This window comes from Streptomyces sp. NBC_00390, assembly GCF_036057275.1.
In the GTDB taxonomy this organism is placed as follows: domain Bacteria; phylum Actinomycetota; class Actinomycetes; order Streptomycetales; family Streptomycetaceae; genus Streptomyces.
The window spans coordinates 7,925,003-7,942,425 of the sequence record NZ_CP107945.1; the positions used below are offsets into that span (position 1 = coordinate 7,925,003).

Sequence of the window (17,423 nt, forward strand, 5' to 3'; positions counted from 1 at the left end):
CGCCTCAGGCGATCTCCGCGGCCTCCACCGCGACCGACCGCGCCCACCGGTAGTCCGCCTTGCCGCTCGGCGAGCGCTGAATCTCCGCCGCGATCACCAGCTGCCGCGGGATCTTGTAGCCGGCGAGACGGCTGCGGCAGTGGGACCGGATGTCGTCCAGCGTCGGCGCGGGCGCTCCCTCCCGTATCTGCACGACGGCCGCCACATGGTTGCCCCATGTCGCATCGGGCACCCCCGCCACCAGCACGTCGTACACATCCGGATGGGCCTTGAGCGCCTGCTCGACCTCCTCCGGGTACACCTTCTCGCCACCGGTGTTGATGCACTGCGAGCCGCGTCCGAGGACGGTGACGATGCCGTCCTCGTCCACGGTGGCCATGTCGCCGAGCAGCACCCACCGCTCACCCTGGCGCTGGAAGAAGGTCTCGGCCGTCTTCACCGGGTCGTTGTAGTAGCCGAGCGGGACATGGCCGCGCTGCGCGATGCGGCCGGGCTCACCCGGCTTCACCGGCTCGTGCGTCACCGGGTCCACCACTGTCGTACGGGAGTTGACCCGCAGCCGGAACCCGCTGTCCGGTCCCGAGTCCTCGGTCGCGGTGCCGTTGAAGCCGGACTCGGACGAGCCGAAGTTGTTCAGCAGCATCACATGCGGAGCCAGGGCGCTGAACTGCGCGCGCACCGTCTCCGACATGATCGCTCCCGAGCTCGAGACGCTGAACACCGACGAGAGGTCGCAGCCCTTGAGCGGACCGTTCAGTGCGTCGATCAGCGGGCGCAGCATCGCGTCGCCGACCAGCGACACGCTGGTGACCTTCTCCTTCTCGATCGTCCGCAGCACCTCGTGCGGCACGAACTTGCGGTGGACGACGATCCGTTGCCCGAAGTTGAAACCGATGAACGCCGTCAGTGTCGAGGTGCCGTGCATCAGCGGGGGAGTGGGGAAGAAGGTGATGCCGTCGCCGCCCGCGGCCACGCGCTGGGCCAGTTCCTCGGGGGAGGAGACGGGTTCGCCGGTCGGTGCGCCGCCGCCCAGTCCCGAGAAGAACAGGTCCTCCTGACGCCACATCACACCCTTGGGCATGCCCGTGGTGCCGCCGGTGTAGATGATGAACTGGTCGTCGGCGGAGCGCGGCGTGAATCCCCGGTCCGGCGAGGCAGCGGACTCGGCGGCGGTGAAGGAGACCGTGTCCAGGTCCGGCGCCGACTCGGCCGGGGTGCCGACCCGCACGAGGTGGCGCAGCTTGTCCGTGCGACGCAGCGCGGCCGCGACCCGCCCGGTGAACTCGGCGTCGAAGAGGAGGGCGGCGAGATCGGCGTCCCGGTAGAGATGGACCAGCTCCTCTTCCACGTAACGGTAGTTGACGTTCACCGGCACGAGGCGGGCCTTGAGTGCGCCGAGCACGGTCTGCAGATACTCGATGCCGTTGTACAGATGCAGGCCGACGTGCTCGCCAGGCCGCAGACCCGCGTCGAGGAGGTGATGAGCGATGCGGTTGGCCGCGGCGTCCAGTTCCGCGTAGGTGAGCCGCCGCTCGGCGCCGGTGCCGGGATGGTCGATGTACAGGAGCGCCTCGCGCTCCGGGACCACATCGACGACCGATTCGAACAGGTCCGCAAGGTTGTACTCCACCGCTCCTCCTGACCCCCGGCGAACTTCGGCTCGGCGGTCATTAGAGCGCCGCTGTGAACAACAGGGAAGGTCTCGCGCCAAGAAATCTGACTGAGTGTCAGAAAACTATTGAACTGGACCCCCGCCTACTGCAACCTGTTCTAGGTCACCGGAGGGGCACGTCCACGCAGGGGAGATCCGCACATGGGACGAGATGGTGGTACCGAACACCTCACCGTGCAGCGCGAAGGCGCGACGCTGGTGCTCACCCTCAACAGGCCCGAGGCCAGGAACGCACTCTCCATCGCCATGCTCGTCGGGCTCCACGACGGCTGGCTCGCGGCCGACGAGGACGACAGCGTCCGCTCCATCGTGCTGACCGGGGCCGGCAGCTCCTTCTGTGCCGGCATGGACCTGAAAGCCCTCGCGGGCAAGGACATGGAAGGGCAGCAGTACCGCGACCGGATGAAGGCGGACCCCGATCTGCACTGGAAGGCGATGCTGCGCCACCACCGGCCCCGCAAACCGGTGATCGCCGCCGTCGAGGGCCACTGCGTCGCCGGCGGAACCGAGATCCTGCAGGGCACCGACATCCGTGTCGCCGGGCAGAGCGCCACCTTCGGACTGTTCGAGGTGCGGCGCGGACTCTTCCCGATCGGCGGCTCGACCGTACGGCTGCCCCGCCAGATCCCGCGCACCCACGCCCTCGAGATGCTGCTCACCGGCCGCCCCTACAGCGCCGACGAGGCACAGCGCATCGGACTCGTCGGCCATGTCGTCCCCGACGGCACCGCCCTGGACAAGGCGCTCACGATCGCCGAACAGATCAACGCCTGCGGCCCGCTCGCCGTCGAGGCCGTCAAGGCGTCGGTGTACGAGGCCGCGGAGATGACCGAGACCGAGGGTCTCGCCGCCGAACTCGTGCGCGGCTGGCCGGTCTTCGACACGGCCGACGCCAAGGAAGGCGCCCTCGCCTTCGCCGAGAAACGGCCCCCCGTCTACCGGCGCGCCTGACAAGGAGAGTCCGCCCGATGCCCGAAGTCCTCCGTGCACCGCTCGTCGTCGAATTCCCCTTCACGCGCTCGCTCGGCCCGGTGCAGAGCGCCTTCCTCACCGGCCTGCGCGAGCGGACCGTGCTCGGGGTGCGCACCGGCGACGGCAATGTGCTCGTCCCTCCCGTCGAGTACGACCCCGCCACTGCCGAGGAACTGCGGGACCTGGTCGAGGTCGCCGCGACCGGCACCGTCACCACATGGGCCTGGAACCCGCAACCGCGCCGCGGCCAGCCGCTCGCCACCCCGTTCGCCTGGGTCCTCGTGCGGCTCGACGGAGCCGACACGGCCCTCCTCCATGCCCTGGACGCACCCGGCCCCGAGGCGGTGCGCACCGGCATGCGGGTCCGCGTCCGCTGGGCCGCGGAGCGCAGCGGCGCCATCACGGACATCGCCTGCTTCGAGGCGTACGCCGGGGAATCCTCCGCCCCCGCGAGCCCCCACAGCGGGACGTTCGCCGACCCGGTGACCGGCATCGTCGCCCCGGCCCGGCTCGACTACACCTACTCACCCGGCCGCGCCACGAGCGCCTACCTCGAGGCACTCGCCGAGCGCCGGATCGTGGGCGAGCGCTGTCCGTCCTGCCACAAGGTGTACGTCCCGCCCCGCGGCGCCTGCCCCACCTGCGGCGTCGCCACCACCGACCAGGTCGAGGCCGGCCCTCGTGGCACGGTGACCACGTTCTGCATCGTCAACATCAAGGCGAAGAATCTGGACATCGAGGTTCCGTACGTCTACGCCCACATCGCCCTCGACGGCGCCGATCTCGCCCTGCACGCACGCATCGGCGGCATCCCGTACGACCAGGTGCGCATGGGCCTGCGTGTCGAACCGGTGTGGACCGAGGGCGCCCGCCACCCCGACCACTACCGGCCCACCGGCGAGCCCGACGCCGGCTACGACACCTACAAGGAGCTGCTGTGATGCGAGACGTGGCGATCGTCGCCTTCGCGCAGACCGACCACAGGCGCCGTAGCGACGAACTCTCCGAGGTCGAGATGCTGATGCCGGTCCTGCACCAGGTCCTCACCCGGACCGGACTGCAGACCGCGGACATCGGCTTCACCTGCTCAGGGTCCAGCGACTACCTCGCCGGGCGGGCGTTCTCCTTCACCATGGCGCTCGACGGTGTCGGCGCCTGGCCGCCGATCTCCGAGTCCCATGTGGAGATGGACGGCGCATGGGCGCTGTACGAGGCCTGGGTGAAACTGCTGACCGGTGAGGCCGACACCGCGCTGGTCTACGCCTACGGCAAGTCGTCGTCCGGCGAGGTGCGCGATGTGCTGACCCGCCAGCTCGACCCCTACTACGTCGCCCCGCTCTGGCCCGACTCCGTCTCCCTCGCCGCCCTCCAGGCCCAAGCCCTGATCGACGCGGGCGCCACCGACGAGCCCGCGCTGGCCGAAGCCGCCGCCCGCAGCCGCGCGGACGCCACGGCCAATCCGCACGCTCAGCTGAAGGGGGAGGTGCCGCGGGGTGACCACGTCGTCCACCCGCTGCGCACCGCCGACTGCCCACCGATCGGCGACGGCGCCGCCGCCGTCATCCTCGCCGCCGGCGACAGGGCGCGTGACCTGTGTGATCGTCCCGCCTGGATCCGCGGCATGGATCACCGGATCGAGCCGCACAGCCTCGGCGTACGCGACCTGACCGACTCACCGTCCACCCGCCTCGCCGCCGAGCGTGCCGGGGCCTTCGAGCGGCGCGTCGACACCGCCGAACTCCACGCCCCCTTCAGCTCCCAGGAAGTCGTGCTGCGCAGGGCCCTCAACCTCGACGAGACAGTGAGGGTCAACCCGTCCGGCGGAGCCCTTGCCGCCAACCCGGTGATGGCCACCGGCCTCATCCGCATCGGCGAGGCCGCCGCCCGCATCTGCCGCGGCGAGTCCGACCGCGCGCTCGCCCACGCCACATCCGGCCCCTGTCTGCAGCAGAACCTCGTCGCCGTTCTCGAAGGAGAGGCGCATGCGTAAAGAGCCCGTGGCCGTCATCGGCATCGGCCAGACCAAGCACGTCGCCGCCCGCCGGGACGTGTCCATCGCGGGCCTGGTCCGCGAGGCCGCCCGTCGTGCCCTGGACGACGCCGAGCTCTCCTGGGCGGACATCGACGCGGTCGTCATCGGCAAGGCCCCCGACTTCTTCGAGGGGCTGATGATGCCCGAGCTCTATCTCGCCGACGCACTCGGCGCGGTCGGCAAACCCATGCTGCGCGTCCACACCGCGGGCTCGGTCGGCGGGTCCACCGCACTCGTGGCCGCCAACCTGGTGGCCTCCCGCGTGCACGGCACGGTCCTCACCCTCGCCTTCGAGAAGCAGTCGGAGTCGAACGCGATGTGGGGCCTGTCCCTGCCCATCCCCTTCCAGCAGCCGCTGCTGGCGGGCGCGGGCGGATTCTTCGCCCCCCACATACGCGCCTACATGCGGCGCACCGGGGCGCCCGACACCGTCGGTTCGCTCGTCGCCTACAAGGACCGGCGCAACGCGCTGAAGAACCCGTACGCCCATCTGCACGAGCACGGCATCACGCTGGAGAAGGTCCAGGCCTCGCCCATGCTGTGGGACCCGATCCGCTACTCCGAGACCTGCCCCTCCTCCGACGGCGCCTGTGCGATGGTCCTCACCGACCGTGCGGGCGCGGCGCGTTCACCGCACCCGCCCGCCTGGGTGCACGGTGGCGCCATGCGCAGCGAGCCCACCCTGTTCGCCGGCAAGGACTTCGTCTCCCCGCAGGCCGGCAAGGACTGCGCGGCGGACGTCTACCGCCAGGCGGGCATCACGGATCCGCGCCGCGAGATCGACGCGGTGGAGATGTACGTGCCGTTCTCGTGGTACGAGCCGATGTGGCTGGAGAACCTGGGCTTCTCCGCGGAGGGCGAGGGCTGGAAGCTCACCGAATCAGGCGTGACCGAACTCGACGGCGATCTGCCCGTCAACCCCTCGGGCGGGGTGCTGTCCACCAACCCGATCGGGGCGTCCGGCATGATCCGCTTCGCCGAGGCGGCCCTCCAGGTTCGCGGACAGGCCGGCGAGCACCAGGTCGAAGGGGCCCGCAGAGCGCTCGGCCACGCGTACGGCGGAGGGTCGCAGTTCTTCTCCATGTGGCTGGTCGGCGCCGAGTCGCCCGCGATCTGACGGTGCGCCATGCCGGGGCCGGCCCGCGACCTGTCCGTGACCCGGGACGATCGCTAGGCTGGCCCGGAGACGATGCGGGAGGAGCAGGGACGTGGCCGAGAGCACCACCACCACTACCACGCAGTTGTTGTCGGGCTGGGACAAGCCGGAGCTGGACCTCAGCCGTGCCGACTGGCAGTCGAGCAGCCAGGGAATGGGAGACGTTCAGATCGCCTTCGTCGAAGGTTTCATCGCCATGCGCAACGGCAGGCGGCCGGAGAACCCGTCGCTGATCTTCACGCCGGCCGAGTGGCGAGCCTTCGTCCTGAACGCACGCGACGGGGAGTTCGACCTCACCTGACGCCCCGGCCGTCTCCCACGGGACGGGACAGCCGCAGGACCGCGGCGCTGACGGGCCGGGACAGTGCACGGAGGCAGGTCAGCGCCGCGAGCCCCGCGTGGTCGGCCGGGCAGGATGCGGGCACGTCGTCCGCCGGGATCGATGCCCGACCGCCCGGAGGAATACCTTGAGCGCAGCTCCGCGAGCGTGACGTCGATGGCCGTGCCGAAGGCATGAGCGTGGCCACCGGCCGCGAGCTCCTCGGCTCGCAGCCACGGCAGCGCGGCAGAACCGGGACGACCGGGGCCCGGCCGGGCGGAGATGCGAACGGCGTTTGCGCCTGGTCGGCGCGGTGAGCGGCACCGCCGGCCGCTCGTCCGGGGACTTTGCACCGCCTGCGGCGCAGGCCGTGGATCTTGTGATCCCGTGCAGATGCCGGCCCGGAGGCGGCGAGGTCCACGGTCTGCACCGCAGGCGCAGCGGCAGGCGCGGAATGCGCGCACACTCACTCACGCGCAACCGCCGGCGGGTCGGGCGCCACGCCCGGGACGAGCGCCCATCGGCAGTGCCGTTCGCCCGCGCAGGACCACCGGCCTGTCGACAATCGCCGTCGGCAGGGACGGTGTCCGGCGAGCACCCGTGCCGGGCGCATACCGGACCGATGCACGCCCGGCCCTCGCCTGTCGCCCTGTCCCGGTGGGCGGCGCGTACCTGGCAGGGGCCGCCGCCCCGCCGGTCCGCCCGGCGGTCCGTCCCGGTGTCCTCTCCCATCGGCGAAGGTGGGGGTCGGGGACGGACCGGAGGCGTCAGGCGGACGACGGGGGTCAGGCGGACGTCTGGCTCGGCGGGTGTCCCAGGCCCACTGACCCGTTGATCTTCTCTATCGCCTGGCGGGCATGCTCACCGGGGCTACGGGCGGTGAGCGACGACACCGTCGACGTCGTGGGCGCGGACATCGACGCCGACGCCGGCGGCAGCTGCTGACCGCGCTCCGGCGCAGGCTTCGCATGGCCGGCCGACCGGCTGCGCAACCGGTGCTGGGCGGCCTCGTCGAGGCCCACGGGGCGCTGCATCTGGGCGGCCAGCCGCCCGGCCTCCTGTCCCAGCGCGGCGACGTCCTCCCACTGCAGACGGACCACCAGACGGAGCTCCGCCTCACCGTCCGGGAGCGCTTGCAGGGCAGGACTGATGGGGTCATTCATGGGCTGTTCCTCACGTGTCGGTACGGAAATACTCGCGGCGGACGCTGCTCCTCGCTCATGTCCTCCCGCCCGGTTCTCGCTCGTGCCGGTACCTCCACAGATACGGAGACCGCCGCCGTCGCGTTCAAACGTCCCGGAGCCGCTCACCCGGCTCGGCCGACTCCGCCCGGGCACGTACCATGGCCGTATGTCGTTCCTCCGCCGCCGCAGCGCCGCCACACCCGCGGGTCCGGACTTCGATGTCCTGGCCATGGACCCGGGCGACTGGCCCGGCAATCTCGGCGCCGGTCTGCTGCCCGCTCCCGACGGCAGCTGCCAGGGTGTTTTCCTGCGCTACGACCTGTTCGGCGGCCGTGGCCCGGCGATGATCATCGGCAATCTGCCCGAGGGCTCGCCCGCCCGTGAGGTGGCGGACGGAGAGGTTCCCTTCGAGGTCGCCCAGCTGCTGATCGCGCTCGAGAACGACGAGTCCGTGCAGGTGGTCGGCACCGAGGACACACCGGTGATGCAGGGCGACAACCTGTTGATCGTGCGCCGCGTCAAGCTCTCCGAAAGCCGTATCTCCTGCGTCCAGTTCGACCGCAGCGACAATGTGCTCGTCACGATCGCCAGCTGGGACCGCCCGATCACCGACGATCTGTACGCGCTGCTCAAGCCGCTGCCCGCGGAACTGTTCCAGCAGGGCTGAATTCCCCGGGGGCGCCACCGCATCCCGCCACCACTGCCCAGGCCGGTGCCCGGGCAGTTCTGTTGTGCGGCCCGGCGGACTGCGGACGGCTACACGACCACCGCCGCACGCTGAGCGGGCAGCAGCGATGCCAGGCGGGCAGCCGATGTGCCGAGGCCCGTGGGGGCGCCGAGCAGCCGCGCAGCCGCTCCGGAGCGCAGATCCTCCTCGCGGTATCGGCGGACCTTCCGGTGCCAGTTCAGGATGCCTGTGAGCCAGTCCTCCAGCTCACCGACGTACGCGTCCAGGGCCGTCCTGCTCTCCTCGTCCATCCCGAAGTCCTCGTGCACCAGAGGGAGTTCGTGCTCCTTCACGTGAAGGAACTGGCGCAGCCGGGACCGCATCAGATCGTCGGCGATCGCGGCGGCCGTCGAGTGGTCGCAGTCGAAGAAGGTCCGCACCACCAGCACAGCGTTGTGCACCTCGCCCTCGAACTCGATCTCCTTCTGGTACGAGAAGAAGTCGTTCACGAGGCAGGCGTAGTCCATGGCGGCGTTCTCCAGGCTGCGCACGGGGCCGCCGGCGTAGATCTCGGGTGAGAGCTGCCCCTCCCGCCGCAGCCGGGCAAGGCTCATGGTGAGCTCGGAGCCGAAGGTGTGCCGCCGCATCTCGATGTAGTCGACCGGGTCGGGAACGCGGTGCTGGGCCTGGTTGTGCAGCTCCCACAGCCAGCTCTCCAGCATGACGTCGACTGCAGTGCGCAGGGCCCCGCGGGCGCCGGGGGACATCGGCCCGGCCGTTCGTGCCCACAGATCGGCGAGCCCCCGCTCCAGGGGAGCGACCGCGACGGCCGCACCGGTTTCGGGCGCGTCGACGGGCATACAGGCCCGCAGCCGTTCGTTGCAGAGTTTGGCGCCGGCCAGATCACGTGACCTGCCGAAAGCCGACGGGTAGTAGTCGTCTGCGTAGGTCCCCCAGGTCAGCCACTCGGCACTGAGCTCCAGCTCCTCGGGTGTGGCGTCCGGGTCGATCCCGGCCGAGCAGAGCGCGAAGTCGAACCCGGCGAGTTTTGCTTCGTCCCAGATGTCGTTGAGCAGACCCATGCGGCCGGCCCACGCGATGGACCGTCTGCGGGCGTTCTCCAGATGCGGGCTGAGCGACAGGGCGAACGGCAGGTCGAAGTCCGGCAGCCACGACGGGCCCACCTTGCACGGCAGATGCGTGAGGCTGCGCAGCCGGGCGGCGGCCGGACGGCCGAAGAGCGTCCTGATGTCGAGCGCCGACGTGCCCAGCACACCGGCGGCCGGCGAGCCGTTGAGGTCCACGCCCTCGTTCATGTAGCGGCTGGAACGCATGTGCCACTCATGGCCGCCCGACTGCCAGTCCTGAAGTCCCTTCGTGTAGGCGGCGATCGCCGCGCACTCGGCCGGGCTCAGCCCCTTCTCCGCGCACAGGGCGGGCACTTCGGTGAGCGCCGTGTTCTCGAACTGCTGGACCCGCGAGGTCAGCAGGTCGTTGACGGCTTCCGCGGCCTCCTGGGTCGAACAGCCGAGGAACGTCTCCAGCACCAGCACACCGTTGCTGAGCTCGCCTTCGTCCTCGACCTCACGCTGGTAGGAGAAGAGGTCGTTGCGCAGATGCACGCCGTCGGAGAACGCGTCGCGCAGGACCCTCAACGGCCGGGAGCCGGCGACCGACTCCGGCACCTCGACCCCCGCCGCGTACTCCACCAGTCCGGCGGACCAGGGGGCGCCGCCGACCTTGCGGCGCATCTCGATGTACTCGACCGGGTTGGCGATCCGGCCCTCGTTGATGTTGGACAGCTCCCACATCGACCCGTTCAGGAGGTTCTCGGTGGCTTCCGCGAACCTCGCCCGCCAGGCGGACGACATGCTCGGCACGGTCCGCGCCCACAGATCGGCGAGCCCCGCCTCGACCGGATTGGTCGGCTCGGGCGTTCCCTGGGAGCGATCCAGCGGCATGAACGCGGACAGCCGGTCCAGATAGGCCTTGCCGCCCGCACGGTCCTGCGTGCGTTTGAAGATCTCCAGGAAGTGGTCGTCGAAGAAGAAGACCCACACATACCAGTCGGTGACCAGGCTGAGGGCCTCCGCATCACAGTCGGGGTGGGTGTACGCGCACAGCAGGGCGTAGTCGTGCGCCTCGAGGTCGCTCTCCTCCCAGATGCCGGACCCCTCCAGCATTCCCATTCCGCGTGCCCAGCGTCTGGTGTGCCGACGCGCCTCATCGGCATGGGGATTGAGCCGCGCCGGATGCGGAACATAGAAATCCGGCAGTACGAAGGGCTGTGCCATGTGCGTTTGGGCCTTTCGGTGTGCATCCGCGCACCTGGGCGCGGACCGGGTCAGGACGGGCGAGGCCTACCCGTCGCCCGGAGCGTGCACGCATCCGGCCGATCAGTCGCACAAGCGGACAAATGAATGACGGAGCCGCCAGCCCTCATGGCCGGCGGCTCCCGTGGCCTCTAGCGCAGCGCGCGCACGTCCGACGCCTTCACGAAAGCCACGCGGTGCCCGAACTGGACCTCGTAGTACATCTCCTTGCCGCGGATCACCTGGTGCCCCGCCGTGTCGAAAGTCGTCGCGTACAGGTACTCGCCCGGCACAAGGCCGCCGACCACGTACCGCTGGCCCGCGAGCAGCTTGTACGGCAGCGGCGAGAGTGGCTGCACCGGCACGCCCGCCGGATAGGCCGAAGCCTCCGGATAGGCCCGCCCGTACACCGCCACCTCCGCGACGCCCTCCTTCGGTGTGAGCACCTGCGTCCGTGCGCCCACCGCTGTCGGCTGCGTAGGCGGATTGTGGAACCAGGCCTTCTGGCCCAGGTACCAGATCGCCGTCCACTCGCCCTGCCGTCCGGCCACAGCGAACTGCTGGCCCGTCGAGGCGCGCGCCCCTGTGTCGTTGACACCGGTCGTCGAGTCCTCGCCGCCCGGGCGCAGACCGATGTCCTTGACGAGTGGGGCGCTCACGCTCGGCGCCGTGTGCAGCCGTACCGCGCCCGAACCGTGCGGCGCACATGCCTGACCTGCTGTCACACAGCCTGTGTACAGGGGCTGGTGGCGTGTGTAGTCGGGGCGGATGGTCACCGCCGGGGCGTCCGTACCCACGGCGGGCGTGAACGGCCTGCCGAGCAGCCGGAAGTAGTGCGCCCAGTCCCAGTACGGCCCCGGATCGGTGTGCATCCCGCGGATCGTCGCCGCCGTCGTGCCCGGCACGTTGTCGTGGCCGAGAATGTGCTGACGGTCCATCGGGATGCCGTAACGGTTGGCGAGATACCGCACCAGCCGGGCAGACGAGCGGTACATCGCCTCCGTGTACCAGGCGTCCGGCGACACCAGGAAACCCTCGTGCTCCAGGCCCACCGACTTGGCGTTCACGAACCAGTTCCCGGCGTGCCAGGCCACATCCTTCAGCGGCACATGTTGGGCGACATGCCCGTCCGAGGAGCGCAGGGAGTACTGCCAGGACACATAGGTCGGGTCCTGAACCAGTTTGAGCGTGGTCTCCCAGGAGGCCTCGGTGTCATGAATGACGATGTAGTCCACCGACTGCGAGTCGGGGCGGTTCGCCTTGTCGTGATTTCCGTAGTCACCCTCGCCGAACTCCTCGTACGGCGCGGGGATCCACTCGCAGGCCACGGTGACAGGGCACTGGGTCCCCGACGTATCGGCGGTCCGCAGTCCGAGGCGCGCGAGCTGGGTGCGGTCGGGAGCCATGCCCGGGTCGGCGGTGAGCACGATCCGCTGACCGCTGTCCGTCGTGCGAGACTCGCCCGTGCGCAGTACATCGAAGACATCGTCGGCGTACGTCGCGGCGGTCGCCGTGTCGTCGGCGCCGGAGTAGCGTGCCACCGCCCCGTACCAGTCGGCCGGGTCGTCGCTCAGCGGCCTCCCCAGCTCCTTCTGCGCCGCGGCGAGCAGCGCCGCGCCGCCGCGCACATTGGCGGCAGGACTGTCTCTCAATTCAGCCGCGGAGATCCCGGACAGCCCGGCCGCCCGGTCCAGGGTCCGCAGCCGTGGCGGCAGTTCGACGCCTTCGGCCACCTTGGCCAGGGCGGCCCTGGACACCGTGCGCGGAGCGCGCGCGTCGTCGCCGCGGGCGTTCTCGGCGCCGTGCGAATGATGGGGTGCGTCGGCCAGAGCGGTCCTTGCATCCGTCAGATGCATCGGCCCGTAGCCGCCGGTCACACTCGCCGCACCGCCGTGCGTGTCCCAGCGGGACTGCAGATAGGACACGGCGAGCAGAAGGCCCGGCGGCACGTCGTACTCGGCGGCTGCGTCGGCGAAGGTGTCCTGCAGCGCCCCGGCAGGGGGCCGCGGCGCGGTGGCGGACGGCCCGGCCGAGACCAGCGGCAGCAACAGTGCGGCGCACGCCACCGCGCTCGCGGCTGTCAGCCGGCGACGGGCGCTCGCTCGCGGTGCAAGGTCTGATCCTGGCAATGCGGCCTCCAGTGACGAGGGGTGCGCGAAGGGCTTGCGGGGGACGGACAACGAACAGGGGTATCGGGTCCCGGACGATCCGTCAATCATGCAACGCGGCAAGGAATATGCACGTCAGCGGACGTGTCGCGGAGTTTCGCGAAGACGGCGCACGGGCCTGCGGCGCGTCAGTGGCATGAACCAATGTCCCCCGTTAGGGGCGGGTCGCCCCGCCCGGCGTCGCGGCGCAACAATCGCCCTCTGACTGTCGAACCGTCGGCCGAACAGCTCGGCCGGAGTTCCGGGGGCGGACGCGCGGACGTGTGTGCCGGTGCGGCGTATGTGCCCGGGCGGGCGGCCCCCGGGCCGCACACGCACAGCGCGCTGCGCGCCCAGTGTGTCGGCACCGGACGCGCAGCGCGCTTCCCCCTCGGTGGGCGGTCGATCAGCGAGTGCCGACCGCCGCGCGTACGGCCCGGCGGGCCATCGCGCAGTCGTCGTGCAGCCTTCGCAGCAGCAGACGTTGTTCTTCGCCGGCCGGTACACCGCCAGGATGCGTCTGCGACGCACCCGCGGGCGAGGCGTCACGCATCGCGCGCTGCACGGCCGTCTCGTACGTACGGATCTCCCTGGTCAGCACGATCATCAGATTCACCAGGAACGCGTCCCGTGCCGCCGTCCCCGCCTGCTGCGCCAGTTGGCTGATCTGACGGCGCGCCGCCGGTGCGTCACCGAGCACCGCCCACAACGTCGCCAGGTCGTAGCCGGGCAGATACCAGCCCGCGTGCTCCCAGTCGACCAGCACCGGGCCGGTCGGCGACAGAAGGATGTTGGAGAGCAGTGCGTCGCCGTGGCAGAACTGACCGACGCCCTGCCGGCCGCCCGCGTACGTCAGACCGTGCAGCAGTTTCTGCAGGTCGCCGAGGTCGCGATCGGTGAACAGCCCCAGCTCGTGGTAGCGCGAGATCCGCGAGCCGTAGTCGAGCGGAGCGTCGAACATGCCGGCCGGCGGCCGCCAGCTGTTGAGCCGGGCGATCGCGCCGAGCGCGGTCCGTACATCCGCGCGCGACGGAGCCTCGACAGGATGCCGGGCCAGCGCCGCCGCACGGCCCGGCATCCGCTCGATGACCAGCGTGCAGTTCTCCGGGTCCGCGGCGATCAGGCGAGGCACCCGCACCGGAGGGCGGTGTCGCACGAACGCGCGGTAAGACGTTATTTCGTGCCTGAAGTGCTCGACCCAGACGGGGGAGTGGTCGAGTAAGCACTTGGCAACGGCAGTGGTACGCCCCGTGGTTCCGACGATCAGAACGGATCGTCCGCTGCGGCGCAGCACCTGCACGGGGTTGAACTCCGGGCAGATCCGGTGCACCGACGCGACAGCTTTGCGCAGCTGAGCGCCCTGAGGACCGGACAAGTCGATTCTCCCGCTGAGGGGCTGGGCGACCGTCCCAGCAGGCCTGCGTGCACGGCCGGTGTGGGTGGGGTCGAGATACGGTCCGGTGCCGGCCGCGACGGCGGTGCGCTGCGGCCGGGGCGGGGCGGACACGGAGGACGATGCTGTGTACATGGGAGAGACAGATCCCTTCGTGTGCCGACGAGTTGCGTGCGCTGCCCCGCCCCGACAACCGGAAACACCCTGGGGAATGCGACCGGCTGCCGGGGCGAGGTGGCGCGTTCCTACCTGACACCCGGCCGCGGGTGGCACACCATCTGGCGCACCCTGGCGAACCGTGGCGAATAGTCGCAACGCAACTGCCACCGGGCTACTGTCAACTCAGCCGAGAACCTGGGGGCTTGACGTGAGCGGAGAACCCAACACCCGCCTGAACGACCTGTTCGGCCTGGCCGGCTGGTCCAAGGGCGAACTCGCAAGACTCGTGAACCGGCAGGCGGCGGCCATGGGCCACCCGCAGCTGGCGACCGACACCTCGCGGGTGCGGCGTTGGATCGACATGGGGGAGACCCCGCGCGATCCCGTCCCCAGAGTGCTGGCAGCCCTGTTCACCGAGCGACTCGGTCGTGTCGTGACCATCGAGGACCTCGGGTTCGTACGCAGCGGGCGCACGGGTAAGCGGCGGGACGTGCAGGGAGCAGGCAACCCTGACGGTCTGCCGTGGGCGCCCGACCGGACGGCAGCGGTCCTCACCGAATTCACGGGAATGGACCTCATGCTCAACCGACGCGGCCTGGTGGGCGCGGGCGCGGCGCTCGCCGCGGGCTCAGCACTCAGCAGTGCCATGCACGACTGGCTCAAGACAGATCCGGCAATCTCCCGGGACGCTCCTCGATTCACCGACCCCCTGCACGCCGACTCCGCTGGGTTCGACCGCTACGAGGCCGCCCCCATCGGGTCGCAGGAGATCGACGCGCTGGAGCGCTCCGTCGAGGTGTTCCGCGCCTGGGACGCCTCCCGCGGTGGCGGGCTTCAGCGCAAGGCCGTCGTGGGGCAGCTCAACGAAGTGGGCGGCATGCTCGCCTACCGCCACCCCGATCACCTCCAGCGGCGTCTGTGGGGCGTCGCCGCCAATCTCGCCGTTCTCGCCGGCTGGATGTCCCACGACGTCGGCCTCGAACCCACCGCCCAGAAGTACTTCGTCATCGCCGCGCATGCGGCACGCGAGGGCGGCGACCGGCCGCGCGCCGGCGAAGCCCTGTCCCGAGCGGCCCGCCAGATGGTCCATCTCGGACGTCCGGACGACGCGCTGGACCTGATGAAGCTCGCCAAGTCCGGTTCCGGGGAACAGACCCTCCCGCGCACCCGGGCGATGCTGCACACCATCGAGGCCTGGGCGCAGGCATCCATGGGCCAGGGGCAGGCCATGCGCCGTACCCTCGGCGAGGCGGAGGAGCTCTTCGTGTCCGACAGGAGTGATGTCCCGCCGCCCAGTTGGATGCAGCTGTTCGACGAGGCGGACATGCACGGCATGCAGGCGCTGGCCTATCGCACCCTGGCGGACCACGAACCCGGCGCGGCGAGCACCGCACAGCGGCACGCAAAGCGGGCACTGGAGCTGCGCGAGGGCGGGCGGCAGCGCTCGAAGATCTTTGACTACATCTCGCTGGCCTCGGCCTGCTTCATCGCCGACGACCCTGAACAGGCCGACCGCTACGCCAGGCTGGCGCTGGTGTCGATGGGGGAGACCTCCTCGCACCGCACCTGGGACAGGCTGCGGGAGATGTACCGGCTCACGGGTCAGTACGCCGGATACGCGAGGATCGAGGATCTGCGTGAGGAGATTCAGATCGCACTGCCCAACAGCCCCTCGAAGAAGCTGAGGAGCACCGAGATCTAGACGCTCCGGACCGTTCTCCGGATCCGTCCGCCGGACGGGTCGGTACCAGGTGAGCAAAGCCGCTCGCGCCCGCACGCGCCCTACCGCACAGGCGACCCCGTCACTCAACTCCCGTACATCACTGCCCTCGTAGCAGAGTCTCGCCCGCCCGCTACGAGCTGATCCTTGCCACCATCACACAGGCGTCGACCTCGCGGTCGTTCTCACCGAACTCCTCGACGACCACACGCACGCACTCCTGCGCGTCACGGGCCTTGGCGAAGCGCGGCGCCAGAGCCGTGAGCCGGCCCGTGTCGCACTCGCCGGCCACGTCCCTGTGCGTCAGCCCGTCGGTGTGCAGGACCAGCAGATCACCGGGCAGGAGGGCCAGTTCCGCCTGCTCGTATGTCGCGCCGGGGGTTGCTCCCAGCAGCACACCGCCGGGTGTGGCGAGCGCGCGTCCCGTCCCGTTGCGGAACAGCACCGGGGCGGGGTGCCCTGCCTGCGCCCAGGAGAGGGTGCGGGCCACCGGGTCGTAGCGGCAGCACACCGCGCTTCCCAGGGCGGGCTGTGACGAGGTGTCCAGCAGCTGGTTGAGATGCTCCATCAGCTGCCCCGGGTGGATGCCCGCCACGGCCATGCCGCGCAGCGCACCCAGGACCGTGGCCATTCCCGAGGTCGCGGCGACCCCATGTCCGGTGAGGTCGCCCACGCTCAACAGTGAGTCACCACCGGGCAGTTGCAGCGCGTCGTGCCAATTGCCACCGATCAGTGCACCGCTCGCCGACGGCAGATAGTGCGCGGCGACGTCCAGCGCGGCGGGGCCGTCCAGGGGGAACTGCAGCGACCCGCGCCACGGGGGCAGGACCGCCTCCTGCATCTCGACCGCGAGCCGGCGCTCGGTCTCCTCGATGTGCTGCCTGCGGCGCAGCGAGTCACGGGTCTCACGCACGGCGCGCTGACTGCGGCGCAACTCGCTCACGTCCCGCAGGACCGCCCACATCGATGCGGTGCAACCGTCCGCGTCGAGGACGGGCTCGCCCATCATGTGCACCGTGCGCACGCATCCGTCGGCGCGGACCATCCGGAACTCGCCGTCGATGGGTCGTCCGTCGACCAGGCAGTCGGTCACCAGCGCGGTGAGCAGCGACTGGTCCTCCGCGAACACCATGGACGGCAGTTCGTCCAGGGACATGGGGCCGCCGGCCGGATCGCGCCCGAGGATCTGGTACAGCTCGTCCGACCAGCTGACCTCGTCGGTGAGCAGATTCCACTCCGCGCTGCCGACCCGGCTGAGCAGCGAGCCGGTGGCCGCCGCGCCGTCCGCCTCGTACTCGGCGAGCTCGCTGTCGACGGCGTCGGCGCCCTCCTGCGGCAGACCCTCCTTGAGCTGCCCGAGATGTGCGCCGAGATCCTCGAGATGATGGACCGCCAGGTCGCACAGCGCCCGCTGCCATCTGCCCTGCGGGTCGTCCTCGGCCACTGCGGCGTCCCGACGTACGGCGTCGATGCCTCCGCGCAACTGACGCGTCTGGGAGATCAGCGCATCAACGGTCTCGTGCTCCGGCGGCTGGGCGGGAAGGTCCGCGAACACATGGGGCGGCATGTCGTACTCCGATACAGGCGCGGCCACGGCCAAGGTCCCGACAGGGGGGACCGGTTACGACTGTTGCACAGGGAGCGATGGCCCGTAAGGCATTTGGCAACACTCGATCCGGTGGTGCCTTTG

General features: G+C 70.4%; 13 protein-coding genes. 7 read left to right on the forward strand and 6 right to left on the reverse strand.

Features of this window, described 5'->3' with window-relative positions:
- Window positions 1-4: 4 nt before the first annotated feature.
- Window positions 5-1,630: an acyl-CoA synthetase gene (locus OHS70_RS35260; protein ID WP_328404381.1), complete on the reverse strand. Its 1,626-nt coding sequence runs from the start codon at window positions 1,628-1,630 to the stop codon at window positions 5-7.
- Between the two features lie 183 nt (window positions 1,631-1,813).
- Between OHS70_RS35260 and OHS70_RS35265 the strand changes: the two genes are divergently transcribed.
- From OHS70_RS35265 to OHS70_RS35285, 5 genes are all read left to right on the forward strand, one after another.
- Window positions 1,814-2,623 (forward strand): crotonase/enoyl-CoA hydratase family protein, encoded by an 810-nt coding sequence (locus OHS70_RS35265; RefSeq protein WP_328404383.1) that lies wholly within the window; start codon window positions 1,814-1,816, stop codon window positions 2,621-2,623.
- Window positions 2,624-2,640: 17 nt separating this feature from the next.
- Window positions 2,641-3,585, forward strand: coding sequence for a Zn-ribbon domain-containing OB-fold protein (locus tag OHS70_RS35270; protein ID WP_328404385.1), 945 nt, complete (start codon window positions 2,641-2,643; stop codon window positions 3,583-3,585).
- Window positions 3,585-4,634 (forward strand): thiolase domain-containing protein, encoded by a 1,050-nt coding sequence (locus tag OHS70_RS35275; RefSeq protein ID WP_328404387.1) that lies wholly within the window; start codon window positions 3,585-3,587, stop codon window positions 4,632-4,634. Before OHS70_RS35270 ends, OHS70_RS35275 begins: the two co-directional genes overlap by 1 nt.
- Complete coding sequence (locus OHS70_RS35280) at window positions 4,627-5,793, forward strand: thiolase domain-containing protein (protein WP_328404389.1); 1,167 nt, start codon at window positions 4,627-4,629, stop codon at window positions 5,791-5,793. Before OHS70_RS35275 ends, OHS70_RS35280 begins: the two co-directional genes overlap by 8 nt.
- A 91-nt stretch (window positions 5,794-5,884) precedes the next feature.
- Entirely contained in the window at window positions 5,885-6,133 is a 249-nt protein-coding gene (locus tag OHS70_RS35285; protein WP_328404391.1) for a DUF397 domain-containing protein, read from the forward strand.
- A gap of 803 nt (window positions 6,134-6,936) precedes the next feature.
- Here the strand turns inward: OHS70_RS35285 and OHS70_RS35290 are convergent.
- Window positions 6,937-7,314, reverse strand: a complete 378-nt coding sequence (locus tag OHS70_RS35290; protein ID WP_328404393.1) for a hypothetical protein — start codon at window positions 7,312-7,314, stop codon at window positions 6,937-6,939.
- Between the two features lie 187 nt (window positions 7,315-7,501).
- Between OHS70_RS35290 and OHS70_RS35295 the strand changes: the two genes are divergently transcribed.
- Entirely contained in the window at window positions 7,502-8,002 is a 501-nt protein-coding gene (locus tag OHS70_RS35295; protein WP_328404395.1) for a hypothetical protein, read from the forward strand.
- A gap of 89 nt (window positions 8,003-8,091) precedes the next feature.
- On the opposite strand, the gene OHS70_RS35300 is transcribed toward OHS70_RS35295, so the two are convergent.
- From OHS70_RS35300 to OHS70_RS35310, 3 genes are all read right to left on the reverse strand, one after another.
- Window positions 8,092-10,296 carry a terpene synthase family protein gene (locus tag OHS70_RS35300; protein WP_328404397.1) on the reverse strand — a complete coding sequence of 735 codons (2,205 nt, stop codon included), beginning with the start codon at window positions 10,294-10,296 and terminating at the stop codon, window positions 8,092-8,094.
- Window positions 10,297-10,466: 170 nt separating this feature from the next.
- On the reverse strand, window positions 10,467-12,443 hold the full coding sequence (locus OHS70_RS35305) for an N-acetylmuramoyl-L-alanine amidase (protein ID WP_443062700.1): 1,977 nt from the start codon (window positions 12,441-12,443) through the stop codon (window positions 10,467-10,469).
- Between the two features lie 424 nt (window positions 12,444-12,867).
- Window positions 12,868-13,989: an aminoglycoside phosphotransferase family protein gene (locus OHS70_RS35310; RefSeq protein WP_328404399.1), complete on the reverse strand. Its 1,122-nt coding sequence runs from the start codon at window positions 13,987-13,989 to the stop codon at window positions 12,868-12,870.
- A gap of 232 nt (window positions 13,990-14,221) precedes the next feature.
- On the opposite strand from OHS70_RS35310, the gene OHS70_RS35315 reads away from it, so the two are divergent.
- Window positions 14,222-15,715, forward strand: coding sequence for a DNA-binding protein NsdB (locus OHS70_RS35315; protein ID WP_328404401.1), 1,494 nt, complete (start codon window positions 14,222-14,224; stop codon window positions 15,713-15,715).
- Window positions 15,716-15,866: 151 nt separating this feature from the next.
- On the opposite strand, the gene OHS70_RS35320 is transcribed toward OHS70_RS35315, so the two are convergent.
- Window positions 15,867-17,300 carry a PP2C family protein-serine/threonine phosphatase gene (locus OHS70_RS35320; protein WP_328406127.1) on the reverse strand — a complete coding sequence of 478 codons (1,434 nt, stop codon included), beginning with the start codon at window positions 17,298-17,300 and terminating at the stop codon, window positions 15,867-15,869.
- Between the last annotated feature and the right edge of the window lie 123 nt (window positions 17,301-17,423).

What these genes read in the sequence shown, in the direction of transcription:
- OHS70_RS35265 (WP_328404383.1), top strand. Translation starts at nt 1,814, where the DNA reads ATGGGACGAGATGGTGGTACCGAACACCTCACCGTGCAGCGCGAAGGC.
- OHS70_RS35270 (WP_328404385.1), top strand. Translation starts at nt 2,641, where the DNA reads ATGCCCGAAGTCCTCCGTGCACCGCTCGTCGTCGAATTCCCCTTCACG.
- OHS70_RS35275 (WP_328404387.1), top strand. Translation starts at nt 3,585, where the DNA reads ATGCGAGACGTGGCGATCGTCGCCTTCGCGCAGACCGACCACAGGCGC.
- OHS70_RS35280 (WP_328404389.1), top strand. Translation starts at nt 4,627, where the DNA reads ATGCGTAAAGAGCCCGTGGCCGTCATCGGCATCGGCCAGACCAAGCAC.
- OHS70_RS35290 (WP_328404393.1), bottom strand. Translation starts at nt 7,314, where the DNA reads ATGAATGACCCCATCAGTCCTGCCCTGCAAGCGCTCCCGGACGGTGAG.
- OHS70_RS35295 (WP_328404395.1), top strand. Translation starts at nt 7,502, where the DNA reads ATGTCGTTCCTCCGCCGCCGCAGCGCCGCCACACCCGCGGGTCCGGAC.
- OHS70_RS35300 (WP_328404397.1), bottom strand. Translation starts at nt 10,296, where the DNA reads ATGGCACAGCCCTTCGTACTGCCGGATTTCTATGTTCCGCATCCGGCG.
- OHS70_RS35310 (WP_328404399.1), bottom strand. Translation starts at nt 13,989, where the DNA reads ATGTACACAGCATCGTCCTCCGTGTCCGCCCCGCCCCGGCCGCAGCGC.
- OHS70_RS35320 (WP_328406127.1), bottom strand. Translation starts at nt 17,300, where the DNA reads ATGCCGCCCCATGTGTTCGCGGACCTTCCCGCCCAGCCGCCGGAGCAC.